The organism is Streptomyces sp. NPDC059499, assembly GCF_042749285.1.
Taxonomy (GTDB): Bacteria; Actinomycetota; Actinomycetes; order Streptomycetales; family Streptomycetaceae; genus Streptomyces.
Window position 1 is genome coordinate 190,008 of sequence record NZ_JBHYTT010000012.1, and the last position, 15,343, is coordinate 205,350.

The 15,343-nt window shown below is 70.8% G+C and carries 14 protein-coding genes; 7 read left to right on the forward strand and 7 right to left on the reverse strand.

Annotation, left to right across the window (positions count from 1 at the left end; translation table 11 throughout):
* Window positions 1-161 precede the first annotated feature (161 nt).
* From ACFW9O_RS26250 to ACFW9O_RS26270, 5 genes are all read right to left on the reverse strand, one after another.
* Window positions 162-518 (reverse strand): DoxX family protein, encoded by a 357-nt coding sequence (locus tag ACFW9O_RS26250; protein ID WP_351181566.1) that lies wholly within the window; start codon window positions 516-518, stop codon window positions 162-164.
* Window positions 519-751: 233 nt separating this feature from the next.
* Complete coding sequence (locus ACFW9O_RS26255; RefSeq protein ID WP_384612631.1) at window positions 752-2,425, reverse strand: acyl-CoA dehydrogenase family protein; 1,674 nt, start codon at window positions 2,423-2,425, stop codon at window positions 752-754.
* A gap of 37 nt (window positions 2,426-2,462) precedes the next feature.
* Window positions 2,463-3,125 carry a TetR/AcrR family transcriptional regulator gene (locus ACFW9O_RS26260; RefSeq protein WP_384612633.1) on the reverse strand — a complete coding sequence of 221 codons (663 nt, stop codon included), beginning with the start codon at window positions 3,123-3,125 and terminating at the stop codon, window positions 2,463-2,465.
* A 119-nt stretch (window positions 3,126-3,244) separates the two neighbouring features.
* On the reverse strand, window positions 3,245-3,811 hold the full coding sequence (locus tag ACFW9O_RS26265) for a GNAT family N-acetyltransferase (RefSeq protein WP_384612635.1): 567 nt from the start codon (window positions 3,809-3,811) through the stop codon (window positions 3,245-3,247).
* Between the two features lie 134 nt (window positions 3,812-3,945).
* A complete protein-coding gene (locus tag ACFW9O_RS26270) occupies window positions 3,946-4,389 on the reverse strand; it encodes a hypothetical protein (protein ID WP_384612637.1) in 444 nt (147 codons plus the stop codon).
* 220 nt (window positions 4,390-4,609) lie between these two features.
* Between ACFW9O_RS26270 and thpR the strand changes: the two genes are divergently transcribed.
* From thpR to ACFW9O_RS26285, 3 genes are all read left to right on the forward strand, one after another.
* Window positions 4,610-5,206 carry an RNA 2',3'-cyclic phosphodiesterase gene (gene thpR / locus ACFW9O_RS26275; RefSeq protein ID WP_384612639.1) on the forward strand — a complete coding sequence of 199 codons (597 nt, stop codon included), beginning with the start codon at window positions 4,610-4,612 and terminating at the stop codon, window positions 5,204-5,206.
* Window positions 5,207-6,040: 834 nt separating this feature from the next.
* Window positions 6,041-8,131 (forward strand): DUF4139 domain-containing protein, encoded by a 2,091-nt coding sequence (locus ACFW9O_RS26280; RefSeq protein WP_384612641.1) that lies wholly within the window; start codon window positions 6,041-6,043, stop codon window positions 8,129-8,131.
* Between the two features lie 7 nt (window positions 8,132-8,138).
* Entirely contained in the window at window positions 8,139-9,701 is a 1,563-nt protein-coding gene (locus tag ACFW9O_RS26285; protein WP_384612643.1) for a mucoidy inhibitor MuiA family protein, read from the forward strand.
* Between the two features lie 20 nt (window positions 9,702-9,721).
* On the opposite strand, the gene ACFW9O_RS26290 is transcribed toward ACFW9O_RS26285, so the two are convergent.
* On the reverse strand, window positions 9,722-10,897 hold the full coding sequence (locus tag ACFW9O_RS26290; RefSeq protein WP_384612645.1) for an epoxide hydrolase family protein: 1,176 nt from the start codon (window positions 10,895-10,897) through the stop codon (window positions 9,722-9,724).
* Between the two features lie 323 nt (window positions 10,898-11,220).
* On the opposite strand from ACFW9O_RS26290, the gene ACFW9O_RS26295 reads away from it, so the two are divergent.
* Together ACFW9O_RS26295 and ACFW9O_RS26300 are read left to right on the forward strand one after the other, a co-directional pair.
* On the forward strand, window positions 11,221-12,504 hold the full coding sequence (locus ACFW9O_RS26295; protein WP_384612647.1) for a low temperature requirement protein A: 1,284 nt from the start codon (window positions 11,221-11,223) through the stop codon (window positions 12,502-12,504).
* Window positions 12,505-12,700: 196 nt separating this feature from the next.
* Window positions 12,701-13,075 (forward strand): hypothetical protein, encoded by a 375-nt coding sequence (locus ACFW9O_RS26300; RefSeq protein ID WP_384612649.1) that lies wholly within the window; start codon window positions 12,701-12,703, stop codon window positions 13,073-13,075.
* 22 nt (window positions 13,076-13,097) lie between these two features.
* Here ACFW9O_RS26300 and ACFW9O_RS26305 read toward each other — a convergent pair whose 3' ends face one another.
* Complete coding sequence (locus ACFW9O_RS26305; RefSeq protein ID WP_384612651.1) at window positions 13,098-14,036, reverse strand: GlxA family transcriptional regulator; 939 nt, start codon at window positions 14,034-14,036, stop codon at window positions 13,098-13,100.
* A gap of 232 nt (window positions 14,037-14,268) precedes the next feature.
* On the opposite strand from ACFW9O_RS26305, the gene ACFW9O_RS26310 reads away from it, so the two are divergent.
* Complete coding sequence (locus ACFW9O_RS26310; RefSeq protein WP_384612652.1) at window positions 14,269-14,958, forward strand: DJ-1/PfpI family protein; 690 nt, start codon at window positions 14,269-14,271, stop codon at window positions 14,956-14,958.
* Window positions 14,959-15,007: 49 nt separating this feature from the next.
* Window positions 15,008-15,319, forward strand: coding sequence for a hypothetical protein (locus tag ACFW9O_RS26315; RefSeq protein WP_384612654.1), 312 nt, complete (start codon window positions 15,008-15,010; stop codon window positions 15,317-15,319).
* Window positions 15,320-15,343 lie beyond the last annotated feature (24 nt).

The following is a 15,343-nucleotide window of genomic DNA, read 5'->3' on the forward strand; positions in this document are numbered from 1 at the left end:
GCCCCCCTGCCCCGCGGGGCCTGGGGCCGCCGGCCCGCCCGCCCGCCGCGCGGGCGGGGGGGGGGGTGGGGGGCGCCACCCCGGGCCCCCCCCCCCCCCCCCCCGGGGTTGTTTTCGGGGTCGGGCTCGGCGTCCGGCTCTGTGCCGGACTGCGGGCCTGCTTACCAGGCGCCGTGGTGGGCCAGGCCCAGTGCCAGGGCGGCCACCGCGGTGAGGAGGAATACGATCCCGCCCACGATGTTGCGGGACCCCACCCGCAGATGGGCGATGATCGCGCCGATGAAGTACAGCACGAGGCCCGAGGCGGCGAGAGTTCCCAGGAGTGGCACGGCCAGGCCGGCCAGCAGCCCCACGGTGCCCGCCGCCAGCAGTATGCCCAGCACCGGTACCCACTTCCGGTCCAGCCCCTTCATGTCCGCCTGGGTCTTGGGGTATTCGTGGCCGATCAGGTAGGTGACGGCCGCGGCGCCGTTGAAGACCGCGCCGAGGATGGTGACCGTGACATAGGCGGCGAACACAATTTCTCCGATTCTGTGGTGCGTAGCGTTGCTGAGCAGTCCGTCATGGGATGCCGCTCTCCTGCATGACGAACCATCGGCCCACTTTCGTGACATCGGTGGGCAGCCGAGCAGGCCGCAGGCCTCGACGCAGCATGGTGTCCGCCGGCACCACCGCGGCCGAAGGTGCCGGCGGAGCCGCGATCCGTGCTTCCCCTGCGTCGATGACCGCCCCGTGTTCTACGGAAACGGAGTCAGCCGGAAGCCCCCGGGAGCCGGGCGATGACACCGGACAGGTCGGTGCCGGCCGGGAGCGTGCCGAAGGCCAGGCCCTGGTCACCGGCCAACCGCGAGGCGCAGAACGCGTCGGCGACGGCGGCCGGGGCGTGCCGGACGAGCAGGGAGCCCTGCAGGACCAGCGCCATGCGCTCGACCAGCCTGCGGGCGCGCAGGGCCACGTCCTCGGTGAGCACCAGTTCGCCGCGCAACTGCCGCCAGGCCGCGTCGAGTCGTGCATCCGCACCAGCGGCGATGTCGATCTCGGCGCCGAAGGCGTCGAGGGACTCGGGTTCGCGGGTCAGGGCACGCAGTACATCGAGTGCGTTGACGTTGCCCGAGCCCTCCCACAGACCGTTGAGCGGAGCCTCCCGGTACAGCCGGGGCATTCCCGATGCCTCGTCGTAGCCGTTGCCGCCGAGGCACTCCAGGGCTTCGGCGACCGCCGCCGGCTGGCGCTTGCACACCCAGTACTTGCCGACCGCCGTGGCCAGCCGCAGGAACACCCGCTCCCCCGCGTCGCCGCGCTGGGCACGGTCGGTCGCTCCCGCGATCCGCAGCGCCAGGGTGGTCGCCGCCTCCGACTCGATACCGAGGTCGGCGATGACGTTGCGCATCAGCGGCTGGTCGATCAGCTTGGTGCCGAACACGGAGCGGTACCTGACGTGATGGGCGGCCTGCGCGAGCGCGGCACGGGTCCCTGACGCGGAGCCCAGGATGCAGTCGAGCCGGGTCATCGTGACCATGTCGATGATGGTCCGCACGCCCTGCCCCTGACGGCCCACCGGCCAGGCAACGGTGTCGTCGAACTCCGGCTCGCTGCTGGCGTTGCTGCGGTTGCCCAGCTTGTCCTTCAGCCGCTGGATGCGGAAGGTGTTGCGACTGCCGTCCGGGAGCACTCGCGGAACCAGGAAGCAGGACAGGCCACCCGGAGCCTGGGCGAGCACCAGGAACACATCGTTCATGGGGGCGCTGGTGAACCACTTGTGGCCACGCAGCCGCCAGGTGCCGTCGGGCTGTTCGGTGGCGACGGTGGTGTTGGCCCGCACATCGGTGCCGCCCTGTTTCTCCGTCATGCCCATGCCCGCGAGGAGGCCGCTCTTGCCGGCAGGCGTGCGCAGGCCGGGGTCGTACGTCCGGCTCGTCAGCAGCGGCTCGTAGAGAGCGGCCAGTTCCGGCGCCGAGCGCAGGGCGGGGACGACCGCATACGTCATCGAGACCGGGCAGCCGTGCCCCTGCTCGGCCGAACTCCACACCATGAAGCCCGCCGCGCGCGCCACATGGGCGCCGGGCCGGGCATCGGCCCACGGCGCGCCACCGAGGCCCTCGCTGATCGCCACCTCCATGAGCGCGTGGTACGAGGGGTGGAAGTCCACCTCGTCGATCCGGTTGCCGTAGCGGTCGTGGGTACGCAGCACCGGCTCGTTGCGGTTGGCCTCCTCGGCCCAGCGCTGGACCTGCTCCGAGCCTGCCAGCCGGCCTATGCGGTGCAGGTCCTCCTCGTACCACCCGGCGCCCTCACGATGGACTCCCTCCAGCAGTACGGCGTCGTCGGCGACGTCGTGGCCGACCAGCGGTGGCGGCTGGTTGGTCACCTCGTGGGTGCGTGCGGTGGGGTCGCTGCGCAGTGCGGCGTCTGCTGTCGTGGTCATCGCGGTCCTCCGGACTCGGGGTCGTACCCGGGCGTGGTCACAGTTGGTCGGCGTCGGCGTCGGCAGTGGCGTCCGGCTTGGCGTCGAGGGGTGTGGCAGCACCCGCGCAACGCAGGGCCATCGCCACCAGTTCGGCGACCAGATGGTCGGCGTCGGCGCCTTCGGCGGGAGCGGACAGTGGGTCGACGAGCACTTCGCCGATCGCACCGGTCAACGCGGCTGCGGTGACCTCGGGGTCCTGGTCGGGCAGCAGACCTGTGTGGATTCCCTCGCGGATCACCTCGGCGAAGACCTTGCGGTAGCGGCGCCGGAACCCCAGCCGCTCCTGGCCGAGCGCCGGTTCTGCCGGGGCGGCGAGCAGGGCGTGGGCCAGACCGGGGGACTCCATGGCACGGCGGGCGAAGACGCCGACGCCCAGCGCGAGCCGCTCGACCGGGTCACCGCCGCCCTCCGTGAGGACCTTGCCGAGCACCTCGACCTCCCGTCCCGATGCGCGGCGGAAGACCTCGACGGCCAGCGCGCCTTTGGAAGGAAAGTGCTGGTAGACCGAACCGACCGACATCCCGGCCGCCGCGGCGACCACGGTGACGGATGCGTTCGCCCAGCCCACATCGGCCACGACGGCGGTCGCCTGCTCCACCAGATGCTCCCTGGCGGCGGCGAGGCGGTCCTGCACAGCGGGTGTCTTGCGGTAGGCCATGCAACAAGTGAACCACTGTTCAGATCTTCACGCCAGCATCCGTCTGCGCAGGGCCTCGCCGCCGATCGAGCTCCCCTCACATTCCGGTTCCGGTTCCGGTTCCCGCACCGAGCACGGGGTCACCGCAAAGCCGGGTACGGGTGTGCGGCCCAGTGTTCGGCGGCGGTGATACCGAACAGCACGACGTCGTGGTAGCTGCCGGCGAAGAACTCATGCTGCCGAAGCCGCCCCTCCTCCACGAATCCCAACCTGCGGTAGAGGGCGAGGGAAGCGTCGTTGAATGAGTAGACCTCTACCTCACACTTATTGTGGCGCTGCTCGGCGAACATGTAGGTGAGGACCAGCTCGGTGGCCTCAGCCGCGTACCCCTTCCCGCGGTGATCCCGGCTGATCTCGATTCCGGTCTTGAATCGTCCGGCACGGGTGTCGGTCTCTCCGACCGTCACAGCCCCCGCGAACGCGCCGTCGTCCAGCACCTCGACGACCAGCCGGAATGCTGCGCCCCCCGGCGGGCGCCCCGCACGTTCAGCAGTCCAGGATCGAAAGCTCCCGTCCGAGCGCGGGGGCTCGACCAGGTCGGCATTGCGGACGTCTACGGTGTTCTGGGCCAGGTCACGGAAACACTCCCAGTCGTCCGCCTCGACGCCTCGCAGACGCACCTTCTCGCCGGTCCACATCTCACTCATGGCATCCTCCACTCAAGTCGGTTGCAGGCGCTGACGGCCATGCATTCAAATGCCACACAGTAGCGGTGGGACGCGACCGCCTCCGAGCGGGCGATCCGGTCCCACGTCGTCATCACGCCTGGCCGGGGCCGCTGTCAGTAGCGGATCTCATGCGCTTCGTACCCTCTGAGGCCCGCGGTCGCGAGGGCGGGGACGAGCGCGTTCAGGTACCAGGAAAGGTCGGTGAATTCCGGCGCCGCAGGAATGCGCCGCCGGTCGATCGTAGGAATGAAGAACACGCCCGTGCGACCGGAAGGGAACATGAGCATGCCGCCTGTCTTCGCCTCCGGGTGATAGATGTCGAGGGCCACCGTGTACGGCTCGTTCGCCGTCGCGTCCAAGACCCCCAGCACCTTGTCGATACGGTCGGCCGCGCTGTCGTACCACTCGTAGTTGTCGTCCGGGTCGTTCACCATGTACGAGACGTGGCCACCCCGTTGCACGGCGGACCAGCCGGCCGCAGCCACGGAGTCCAGAACGGCGCGCACGGTGGTCGGACTCGTGAAGGTGAAGTCGATGTCGGCGTCTCTGGATCCCACGGAACCTCCGGGCGGCTGGATCGCTTGCCCTCGCATACTCACGTGCGGAACCGGGCCCGTCGATCTGTTTTCCCTGTCGGCACAGGTGCGTTCCTGACCCGACGCCGCCGACGGCGGCGGATGAAACTCCTCAAAACAGACTCACCGCGTCACACCCCGTCCCACCGCATCACACCCCCGCCCGTCACATCGACCGTCCGGATGCGGTACGAAGTCCGGTGTGAACGAACAGACCCAGCCCGCGACCGTTCGCGTGTTCATCGCTCTCGCCCCGCCCGACCAGGCGAAGGAAGAACTCGCCCGGGAGCTGCGCCCCTCCTACGCCACGCACCCTCAGATGCGGTGGAATCGCATCGAGGACTGGCACATCACCCTGGCGTTCCTCGGGGAACTCCCGGCCGAGACGGTTCCGCTGCTGCGCTCGCCACTCGCCGAACTCGCAGCGCACCACCGACCGCCCCGCCTGGCACTGCGCGGCAGCGGCAGCTTCGACGACCGGGTGCTGTGGAGCGGGATCGACGGAGACCTCGATGAGCTGCACATGCTCGCGGCCGATGTGCGTACGGCGGTCAAGAGCTGCGGTGTCGCCTTCGAGGACCGGCCTCTGCGCCCGCACCTGACACTGGCCCGTGCACGCCGGGGCGATCGGTCCTCGGCGGTGGAAATCGCCGCAGGGCTCGCCGCCTTCACCGGTCGGCGATGGCCTGCCGAACGCCTGCACCTGGTCGGCAGCAATGTCGGCCGCAGCCCTGGACCGATCCACTACCGCGACATCGACGCCTGGGCCCTCGGCAGCGGGAACGCCAGGGAAGCTTGAACGCGCCTGGCGGCAGGCTGTCCCGGACGAGCACTGGGGCGACGTGTGGGCCGTGATGCGCATCCTTGCCGAGCGCCACGGTCCGGACAGCGTCCGCCTCGTCGTCTGGTTCGACAACTAGGACTTTTCCGGCTGATCAGGCGCCTGTGATGGAACGCGCAAGATGTCACCCAGGGCGTGGCATCTGCGACGCCACCACGGCCAGGCGTCTGGAGTGTGGGGGTCGGGCAGAGTGCGTGCCAGGAAGTCGGCATCGGCTTCTTTGACGACCGATGCGATTTCCCGGGCTGCTCGTCTGTCGAGAGCGCCGATGGCTGGCTCTATCAGGAGGCGGTCGTCCCAGATGTCGTAGCCGGGCAGATGTGGTTCGGGCAGGTAGAGCGGCCGTCCTGGACGGCGCACGAAGCCACGCCAGCAACGGACGGCGTGTTCGAGAGCCCGGACGGGAAGACCGCGTTCGGCCTCGAACCGGGCCGCTTGGCGGAGTGTGTGAGGTGAGAACAGTGAGGACCGGCGCCGGTAGTCCTCGAGGTGGGACTGGAAGACAGCGTCCAGACGTAGAGCAGCCGCCGTCATGCGGGGCACGGCTCTTCTTTCGACGTGGCGATCTGGGCAAGTCACTCTACGGTCTGATCTTGCGGTGGTTCGTGTCCTGAGCCAGATGGCCGGCGCCGCTGCGGTACCGCCAACGGCTCCACCACCGCCGCAACCCCGGTCACGGACAACGCCGTCGTACCGATCGCACGGCAGTCCACCGGCATCGGGACTCGACGCGGATGCGCGCGACGTCCGGGCGTAGGCTTCGCCCAGCACCGACCGGGGGGAGCGGAAGACATGACGGCCGAGGCAGCGCAGAGGTGGGGGTCGACCCTCGATTCTGTGGTGGTGTACGAGCAGGGCGCGGTCTGCCGCCGCCTGGCGCGGGTCAGTGTGCCGCCGGGTGGCAGGGTGCGGGTGACGGGACTCCCCCGATCGCTGGACCCGGGGTCGCTGCGGGCCCGTGTTCTGGGTGCCCCTGGCGTTCGCGTCAGTGAGGCTCGGGTGGAGGTCGAGGCCGAGCCTCTCGGCACGTCCGCACCCGACGAGTTGCAGCGCAAGGTCGAGCAGTTGCGCGACGAGTACGCGGCGGCGCAGCATCGCCGGGAGCACCTGGTGAGCCTGATCGAGGAGGTCAGGGCTCTGCACCCGGTCCCGCCGGCCCGCAGACGTGAGGAACCCCACCGTCGCACCCCGGTCGACGCGTGGCTGGAGCTCGCCGACTTCGTGCAAGAGCGGCTGACGGGACTGCACACCCGCCTCGTCGAGTCGGAGGAGGCGCTGCGTCGTATCCGGCACGAGCTCGACGTCTCCGAGGACAGGCTTGCCCGCGCCTCGACGGACGCGCCGTCGGCACACGTGGAGACCACGGTCTCGGCCGTCGTCATCGTGGACGCCTCCGGCACCCCTGCCGGGGGCGTGGACCCAGACGCGGAGGTCGAACTGGAACTGGAGTACGGGGTGCCGGGAGCCGTCTGGGTGCCCGCCTACCGCCTGACTCACCGCCAGGGCGACCGCGGCGGCCGTCTGGTGCTGCGTGCCTCGGTCGCCCAGCGCACCGGCGAGGACTGGACCGACGTGTCCATCGCCCTGGCCACGGCCGACCTGCGGCGCGGTACCGAGCTGCCGAGGCTCCGCTCGATCCGGATCGGGCGCCGCCAGCCCGCCCCCGCGCCGTCCGGCTGGCGCGAGCCCCCGGCCGGCCTCGCCGACCTGTTCGCCGGCTACGACGCGGCGGGCCCGCGCCCCGCCACGAGCACCGCGGTGCCTGTCGCCGTCGCCGCCCCGTCCTGGCCCGTCGCGCCGCCACCGCCGCCGTCCCCCGCACCGCAGGGCTACGGCGCGGCCACCGGCGCGCTTCCTGTGCCGGGCGGCACGGGCGGGGCCTTCCCCGAGGCCTTCACCGGCGCAATGCCCGCTGTCGCTCGGCCGGTCCAGGCCCCGGGTACCGGTCGGAGTTCCGGTGGCCGGACCTTCGCTGCCCCCGCCCCCATGGCACCCGCGGCTCCTGGCGGAGCCGCACCGCCGCCGCCTCCTGTACCGGCGGCCGGTCCGCCGCGGCCGAGCGGCGCGGAGCTCGACTACACCGGCCTCGTCCTGTGCGGCCCCGACGAGCCCGGCGGTCGCAGGGGCCGGTTGTTCCCCGGCTCTCCGTTCGACCCGGTGGCCGCCGAGTACCGGCGCCGCGCCGAATCGGTGGCCGCGCTGCGGCTGCCCGGGCACTCCGTGCGGCCCCGCGAGTCGGCGGGTTCCTTCGACCACCGCTACGACCCCGCCGCCCGCGCCGACATTCCGTCGGACGGCACCTGGCACACCATCACCGTCGGCGAGATCCCGGTCGGTCTGCACACCGAGTACCTGTGCCTGCCGTCCGTGGAACCGACCGTGTACGCGACGTTGATACTCTCCAACGCCACCGACCAGGCTCTGCTCGCGGGCCCGGTGGAGGTCACGGTCGACGACGACTTCCTGCTGACCGCGGCACTGCCCACGGTCGCCCCCGGTGGCGTCTGCCAGGTCGGGCTCGGACCGGCCGAGGGCGTTCAGGTCACCCGCCGTACGAACCTCGACGAGTCCACCTCGGGCCTGCGCAACAACACCACCGTGCTCGACCACCGCGTCCACGTGGAGCTGGCCAACCGCCTCTCGGCACCCATCACCCTCGAGGTCCGGGAACGGGTGCCCGTCACCTCCGAACCGGATGTCCGGATCGTGGAACGCGCCGACTGGACGACACCCGAAGACAGCCAGGGGTCCGATCGCCATGCCCCCGGCACCCGCGTCTGGCGGGTGGACCTGCCCGCCGGCGGCTCCGCCGTGCTCGACGGCGGGTACGAGATCCGAATCCCGGCCGGCAAGGCCCTCGTCGGCGGCAACCGCAGGAGCTGACACGCCCATGACCACAGCCCCGAAGCCGATCGCCCTGCCCGTCACCGCCGTCACCTGTCTGGAGGACCGCGCCCACGTCGAGCGTGCCGTCGTGCTCGACCTGGAGGCGGGAGTCAACCGGTTGCGCCTCGGACCGGTCAGCGCGATGGCCGTCGACCGGACCCTCCACGCCGAGCTGACCGCCGATCACACGGCGGCCGTACTCGACGTGCGGATCACCCGCAGCTGGACGCCGCGCGGGCCGCGGCCGGACACGGATGACGACTCCGCCCTGCGTCGGCGGGTACACGCGCTCGAAGAGGAACAGTTCGCTCTGGCCCAGCGGCGCGACCGGCTGCAGACCCGCCGGGACCTCCTCGGCCGCCTCGCCGCCGATCTGTTGCGGGAGATCGGCGAGGGTGCCGGTTCCGGAGAGACCGACGGACCCCGCTGGGTACGTGAACTGGACCGGGTGGACGAGGAGCGCGACTCGTGCGGAGAGCAACTCCGTACCGCGCAGGCCCGGCTGGCCGCCCTCGCCGACGAACTCGGGGAGGCGCAGCGAGCTCTCTACGTGTCCGAGGACGAACCGGCCGAGCTCGTCGGCCATGTCGAGCTGACCGTGGAGACGGCGGTTGCCGGGCCCGTCGGGCTGCGCCTGAGCCACCTCACCCCGTGCGCGCTGTGGCGTCCCGCGTACCGTGCCGTGCTCGACGGGGACTCCCTGACGCTGGAGACCGACGCCATGATCTGGCAGCGCACCGGCGAGGACTGGTCGGACGTACGGATGACGCTGTCGACGGCACGCTCGGCGCTCGCCACGGATCCGCCGCGTCTGGGAGAGGACCGGCTGACCCTCACGGACCGGTCCGTCGCGGAGCGCCGCACGGTCGACATCGAGCTGCGGGAGGAGGAGATCGGGAACCTCGGTCCGTCCTCGGTGCTCGGCCTGCCGGGGGTCGACGACGGCGGCGAAGCACGGGTGTTGCGGTCCCCGGCGCCGGTCTCCGTGCCCAGTGACGGCCACGCGCACCGCGTGCCGTTGTCCACCTTCACGACGGCCGCACAGAGTGAGTACGCCTGTTCGCCCGAGCTGTCCCCCTTGGTCACCCGGGTGGTGCGATGCGACAACCTGGCGGGGCATGCGCTGCTCGCCGGACCCGTGGACCTCGTCCGCGACAGGGGATTCAGCGGCCGCGGAACGCTGGACTTCACCGCCCCCGGCGCCCCCGTGGAGCTCGCCTTCGGCAGCTGCGACGACCACCGGGTGGTCCGGCAGGCCGAGGAGTCACGCGATACCACCGGAATCACCCAGCGGACCGTCATCACTCGCACGATCCGACTGCACCTGTCCCGGTTCTCCGCCCCCGGAGAGCAGGGCGACCAGATGGTCGCCCTGCGCGAGCGGCTCCCGGTCTCCGAAGTCTCCGCGGTGGAGGTCCGCGTGCGCGAGGAAGCCTGTTCCCCCGCGCCCGATGCAGTCGACGCCGAGGGCATCGCCCGCTGGGACGTCACCCTCCCGCCCAACGGTCACCGGACGGTCACCCTGGTCTACGAACTGTCGGCCGGCGCCAAGGTCACCGGGCTCTGAGCTCCACGCGACGGCGGCCCTCAGTCCGTCGCCGCCCGGTAGGGGCGGAAGAACGCACGCAGCTCCTGTGCGTAGAGCTCGGGCTCTTCGAACGGCGCGAAGTGCCCACCGCGCGGCGGCTCCGTCACGCGTACGACGTTCGTCGTGCGCTCGAGCCATGCTCGCGGTGGGCGGACGACATCCCCCTGGAAGATCGAGAAGCCGGAGGGCACGTCGACCCGACGGGCGTGCTGGGTGGGCGGGATCGCGGCGTTCGCGCGGTACATGCGCATCGACGAGCCGATCGTCCCCGTGAGCCAGTACAGGGTGACGTTCGTGAGGATCTCGTCCTTCGTGAAGCTCCTCTCGACGTCGCCGTCGCAGTCGCTCCAGCCCCGGAGCTTCTCGACGATCCACGCGGCGAGCCCGGCCGGCGAGTCGTTGAGGCCAAAGGCCGCGGTCTGGGGCTTCGTTCGTTGCATGGCGGCGTAGGCGCCCTCGGTCGCGCCCCAGGCCGCGGCGCTCTCGATCCAGGCGCTCTCCTCGGGCGCGAGGTCCGCGGGGTCGCCGGTGAAGACGGGCAGCCCTCCGTCGGTGCGGTGAACGGCCACGACCCGGTCCGGGTGGTCGAGCGCGAGGTAGCGGCTGACGTGGCTGCCCATGTCCCCGCCCGCCGCGCCGAACCGCTCGTAGCCGAGGACGTCCATGAGCTCGGCCCACAGACCGGCGACGGCGATGGAATCGAGAGGCGGTCCGGTGGGGCGGTCGGAGTACCCGAAGCCCGGCATGTCGGGCACCACCACGTCGAACGCGTCGGCGGGATCGGCGCCGTGCGCGCCGGGATCGGTGAGGAGGGGGATGACCTTCGCGTAGCGCCAGAACGAGTCCGGCCAGCCGTGGCTGAGGACCAGCGGCAGGGCGGACCCGGCAGGCGCGCCTACGGCCCGGACGTGCACGAAGTGGATCCCGTGGCCGCCGAGGGGGACACGGAAGTGGGGCAGCCGGGCGAGCGCCGCCTCCTGCGCAGGCCAGTCGAACTCGTCCGCCCAGTAGGCGACGAGTTCGCGGAGGTAGGCGACGTCGGTCCCGAGCGACCACCCGGCGTCCTCGGGCGCGTCGGGCCAGCGCGTCGCGCGCAGCCGTGCCCGGAGGTCCTCGAGCGCCGCGGATGCGGTCTGCGGGGTGAAGGGCTCGGGGCGGGGCAAGGCGTCCGGCATGGGAGGCATGCTAGCGCCTCCCATTCGGATCACGCCGGGCTCTCGGGGCCTGACACGCGGTGCGGCAGACGTCTCGGCGAAGGCACACTGCGCGGGGGCGTTCGCCCGACCGTCCCTACTCGACAGGGCGCCTGACCATACGTCACGCCGCCTCCTTGCCGTGTCCGTCGGCGGGCGCGGCGCGCCGCATGAGGCGACATCCATCCAGCTCAGCCACACGAGCCGCTTCCCCCACCCCGCCCCGCGATGCGTCCCTCGTCCGGTGGTCCGACCCGCGCCGGAGGTCATCGCACAGCAAGTGATCAGCGAACATAATGCCGCCCATGAACTCCGCGCACCGGGCCGGCACCGACGAGGGCAAGCCGGCGCATCGCCTGGTGCCCATGACGGGCCGTGACCCGGAGGAACTCGCCCGGTCCTCCTCTCCACTGGAGCTGCTGTTCGACCTGACCTTTGTGGTCGCGGTCGGTACGGCGGCCTCCCATTTCGCCGAGATGGCGGCCGAGGGGCATCCGGGGCAGGCGGTCACCGCGTTCGTGCTGGCGATGTTCGCGATCAGCGTCGCGTGGATCAGCTTCAGCTGGTTCGCCTCCGCCTTCGGTACCGACGACTGGCTCGACCGGGCACTGACGATGGTGCAGATGATCGGCGTTGTCGTGTTCTCACTCGGTCTGCCCGCCATGTTCCACTCCGTCGAGGAGGGGGGACACCTCGAACTGCGCGTGATGGTGCTCGGATACGTCGTGATGCGCATCGCGATCGTGCTGCAGTGGTGGCGCGCCTCCCGGGAATCCCCCTCGTACCGTGCCGTCTGCACGGCGAACATCCGCTGGATCGTGACCGCTCAGCTCGGTTGGGTCGTGGTCGGATTCACGCAGCCGCCGCTCGGTGTCGCGTTCGTCGCCTTCGCCGTGCTCGGGGCTTTGGAACTGGCCGTTCCGGTGCTCACGCAAGGCGGTGCGGGCGGAACCCCCTGGCACCCCCACCACGTGGCCGAGCGCTACGGCCTCTTCGCGATCATCGTTCTCGGCGAGAGCGTGGTCGGCACCGTCGCCTCCTCGGGCGAGCTCCTCGGTGGCGTGGACGGACTGCACTGGAGCTGGAACGCCATCGCCGTCGTCGTCGCCGGTGTCGGACTGACCTTCGGCATGTGGTGGGTGTACTTCTCCACCCCCTTCGGTGATGTCCTCGTGCACCGCCGCAACCGCGGATACCTCTTCGGGTACGGACACATCCCCCTGTTCATGGGGATCGCCGGTGCGGGCGCCGGACTCCACATGGCCGGCCTGCAACTGGAACACCACTCGGAGCTCGGTGACGTCGCCGTCGTCCTGTCCCTGGCCATCCCGGTCGGCCTCTACCTGCTGATGGTCTATCTGCTGCACACCCTGCTGCTGTCCGCCGCAGACCGCTTCCACCTGCTCCTGATCGCCGTCACCCTCGCCGTACTTCTCGCGGCCGTCCTGTTGTCCGCGGCCGGAGGCGCGATCGCTGTGTGTCTGCTCGTCATCATGTTCGCCCCCTTCGTCACCGTGATCGGTTACGAGACGATCGGCCATCGCCACCAGCGACGCATGCTGCGGGAACTCGTCGAAGGGGACCACTGACGAGTCGCCGGAGCGCACTGACCCCGGAGCCGCACCCGTGGGAGGCGAGTCGAGTTGTCCGGCGACGCCCGGGCGCCGACCGGCTCTCACGCAAGGGCGAACGCTGCCGATGACCAAGGTGCCCAATACAGGTATCCTGCTGCGGGATTTGCAGGCGACAGCGACGAGCTGACGCAGTTTCAGCCAGGGGGTAGACGTGGTGCGCGTGCTGAAGGCGGTGGTCCCGGTCATCGCCATGGTGGTGGTAGCGGCGGGATGCTCCTCGTCCGAGGGCAAGGACGAGCGGCGGCTGACGGAGTTGCGGGAGAACTACTGCACGCAGCTGGGAACCTGGCAGAACGCACGGAACGCGGCAGACACGGACCCGCCGGATCCGTCGGGGTACGACGAGGTCGGGGCCGTCGCCCATGACGCCTTCCGCGCGATGCGACCGCTCCGGGACGAGACCGTCGGCGAAGGGCGCACCTTGGCGGAGGCGACGGTGGCAGCGGTGAACAACAAGGACTCCGAGGCGGAAGGACGCGTCGTGCAGTACTGCGCCGATTCCGGCTTCGAGACACTGACCCGCTAGTGACCTGGGAACTCCTCCCCTGTCAGCTGAAGGCGCGCCGGTAGCTGTGGGGGCTGACACCGGTGGACTTCTTGAAACGGTCGCGGAAGGCGGTCGGTGAGCCGAAGCCGACCTGGGCGCCGATGCGTTCAACCGTGTGCTGGGTGGATTCCAGCAGATGCTGGGCCTGGCGGATGCGGGCGCGGTGGAGCCACTGGAGTGGGGTGGTTCCCGTCTGTTCGCGGAAGCGGCGTATCAGCGTTCGGGTGCTGACCCCGGCGTGGGCGGCCATGTCGGCAAGGGTGAGTTCGGTGCCGAGGTTGTCCTGGAGCCAGGCGAGGAGTGGCTCGAGGGTGCTGCCCCGAGGGGTGGGCGCGTAGTCGTGGACGATGAACTGCGCCTGGCCGCCCTCACGTTCCAGAGGCATGACGGACAGCCGGGCCGCGTCGGCGGCGACGGCCGAGCCGTAGTCCTTGCGGATCATGTGCAGGCACAGGTCCAGTCCTGCGGCGGCGCCGGCCGACGTGAGGATCTGGCCGTTGTCGACGTAGAGGACGTCCGGGTCGACCTCGATGTCCGGGTAGGAAGCGGCGAGGAGTTCGGCTGCGATCCAGTGGGTCGTGGCGCGCAGGCCGTCCAGGAGGCCGGTGGCGGCCAGAGGGAACGTGCCCGAGCAGATGGAAGCGATGCGCGTGCCGTCCTGGGCGGCGGCCCGTAGTGCGTCGCGGACGGCAGGAGTCGGCGGGACGGTGGGCCGGGCGGTGCCGGGCACGATGATCGTGTCCGCACCCTTGAGACCCTCCAGCCCCCAGGGTGCGCGCAGGGTGAACGCGCCCGCGTCGGTCTCCGGCTGCTCCGCGCATACGCGGATCCGGTATCCGGGGTGGCCGTCCGGGAGGCGGGTGCGCGTGAAGACCTCGATGGGAGTGGAGAGGTCGAACGGGATCACCTGGTCCAGGGCGAGGACGGCGACAGTATGCATGTCCAGAAGGTACCTCTCCTGTGTGACGGGAAAGCACCTCCCCACCGGCCGCCAGAATCGGGATCCAGCGTCGAAGGATCTCTGGTTGACCAGGTCAACCGGTCATTCCTGGGTTTGGCGGTTTCCCGTTGGAGGGTGTCATCAATGCCTCTGGGAGGCGAGGTCGCAGCTGGCTAGCGTCAGGGGTGAACCCGGCGCTGACCGGGCCGGCCCGACCCCGAGGACACCACCCATGCGCGCCCAGATCGTCCTGTTCGACGGTTTCGACCCCCTCGACGTCATCGCGCCCTACGAAGTGCTGTACGCCGGCGGCACACTGTCCGGTGGCCTGGTGAGCGTGGAACTCGTCTCCGCCGAGGGGCCCCGTGAGGTGGTCAGCGGTACCGGGGCCCTGGCACTTCGCGCCACAGCCGCCCTCGATCCCGCCCGGGCGGACCTGATCCTGGTGCCCGGCGCCTCGGGCCGGGTCGGGGAGCCCGGCGAGGTCCCCGACCACGACGCCGGTGCGGGTGGGTGGGAACAGGACGCGTTCATCCCGGTGCTGCTGGGCCGCACGCTCACCACCGAACTGCCCACGCTGCTGAAGGCGGCGATGGACGACCCCGAGGTGATCGTCGCCGCGGTGTGCGGCGGCTCGCTCGTCCTGGCGATGGCCGGCCTGCTGGAAGGACGTCACGCCACCACCCACCACATGGGCCTGGACATGCTCGACGCGACCGGTGTCCACGCGGTGAGGGCGCGTGTCGTCGACGACGGAGACCTCGTCACCGGTGCCGGCGTCACCTCCGGGCTCGACCTCGGCCTGTACCTCCTGGAGCGCGAGGTGGGCCCCAGGATCGCTCACGCCGTCGAGGAACTGTTCGCCCACGAGCGCCGCGGCACCGTCTGGCGCGACCGGGGCCCGGAACCCACCGGCCTCTGACCACCACCCGCCCCGCCACACACCGCGACCGTCAGAAAGAGAAGAAGACATGCCCGTCGAAGGCACCTGGGATCTGTCCGTCTCCACGCCCATCGGAAGGATCGAGGCCGTGGTCGAACTCCGCAGCAGGGACGGTGTCCTGACCGGCGTCGTCCACGGGGCGGGCGAGGAGGTCCCGCTCAGTGACGTCGCTCTCGACGGCGACCGGCTCACCTGGAAGCAGAAGGTCACCAAGCCCATGCGCGTGAACCTGGTGTTCGCCCTGGAAGTCGACGGCGACACCCTGGTCGGCACCTCCAAGGCCGGACGCCTGCCCGCCTCCAAGGTCACCGGCCTGCGCCGCACCGTCCCGGCGGCCTGACGGCCTGACAGCCGGCCTGACGGC

Excerpts from the sequence above, each read along its gene's own strand:
- ACFW9O_RS26255 (WP_384612631.1), bottom strand. The coding sequence starts at position 2,425 with ATGACCACGACAGCAGACGCCGCACTGCGCAGCGACCCCACCGCACGC.
- ACFW9O_RS26260 (WP_384612633.1), bottom strand. The coding sequence starts at position 3,125 with ATGGCCTACCGCAAGACACCCGCTGTGCAGGACCGCCTCGCCGCCGCC.
- ACFW9O_RS26265 (WP_384612635.1), bottom strand. The coding sequence starts at position 3,811 with ATGAGTGAGATGTGGACCGGCGAGAAGGTGCGTCTGCGAGGCGTCGAG.
- ACFW9O_RS26280 (WP_384612641.1), top strand. The coding sequence starts at position 6,041 with ATGACGGCCGAGGCAGCGCAGAGGTGGGGGTCGACCCTCGATTCTGTG.
- ACFW9O_RS26285 (WP_384612643.1), top strand. The coding sequence starts at position 8,139 with ATGACCACAGCCCCGAAGCCGATCGCCCTGCCCGTCACCGCCGTCACC.
- ACFW9O_RS26290 (WP_384612645.1), bottom strand. The coding sequence starts at position 10,897 with ATGCCGGACGCCTTGCCCCGCCCCGAGCCCTTCACCCCGCAGACCGCA.
- ACFW9O_RS26295 (WP_384612647.1), top strand. The coding sequence starts at position 11,221 with ATGAACTCCGCGCACCGGGCCGGCACCGACGAGGGCAAGCCGGCGCAT.
- ACFW9O_RS26305 (WP_384612651.1), bottom strand. The coding sequence starts at position 14,036 with ATGCATACTGTCGCCGTCCTCGCCCTGGACCAGGTGATCCCGTTCGAC.
- ACFW9O_RS26310 (WP_384612652.1), top strand. The coding sequence starts at position 14,269 with ATGCGCGCCCAGATCGTCCTGTTCGACGGTTTCGACCCCCTCGACGTC.
- ACFW9O_RS26315 (WP_384612654.1), top strand. The coding sequence starts at position 15,008 with ATGCCCGTCGAAGGCACCTGGGATCTGTCCGTCTCCACGCCCATCGGA.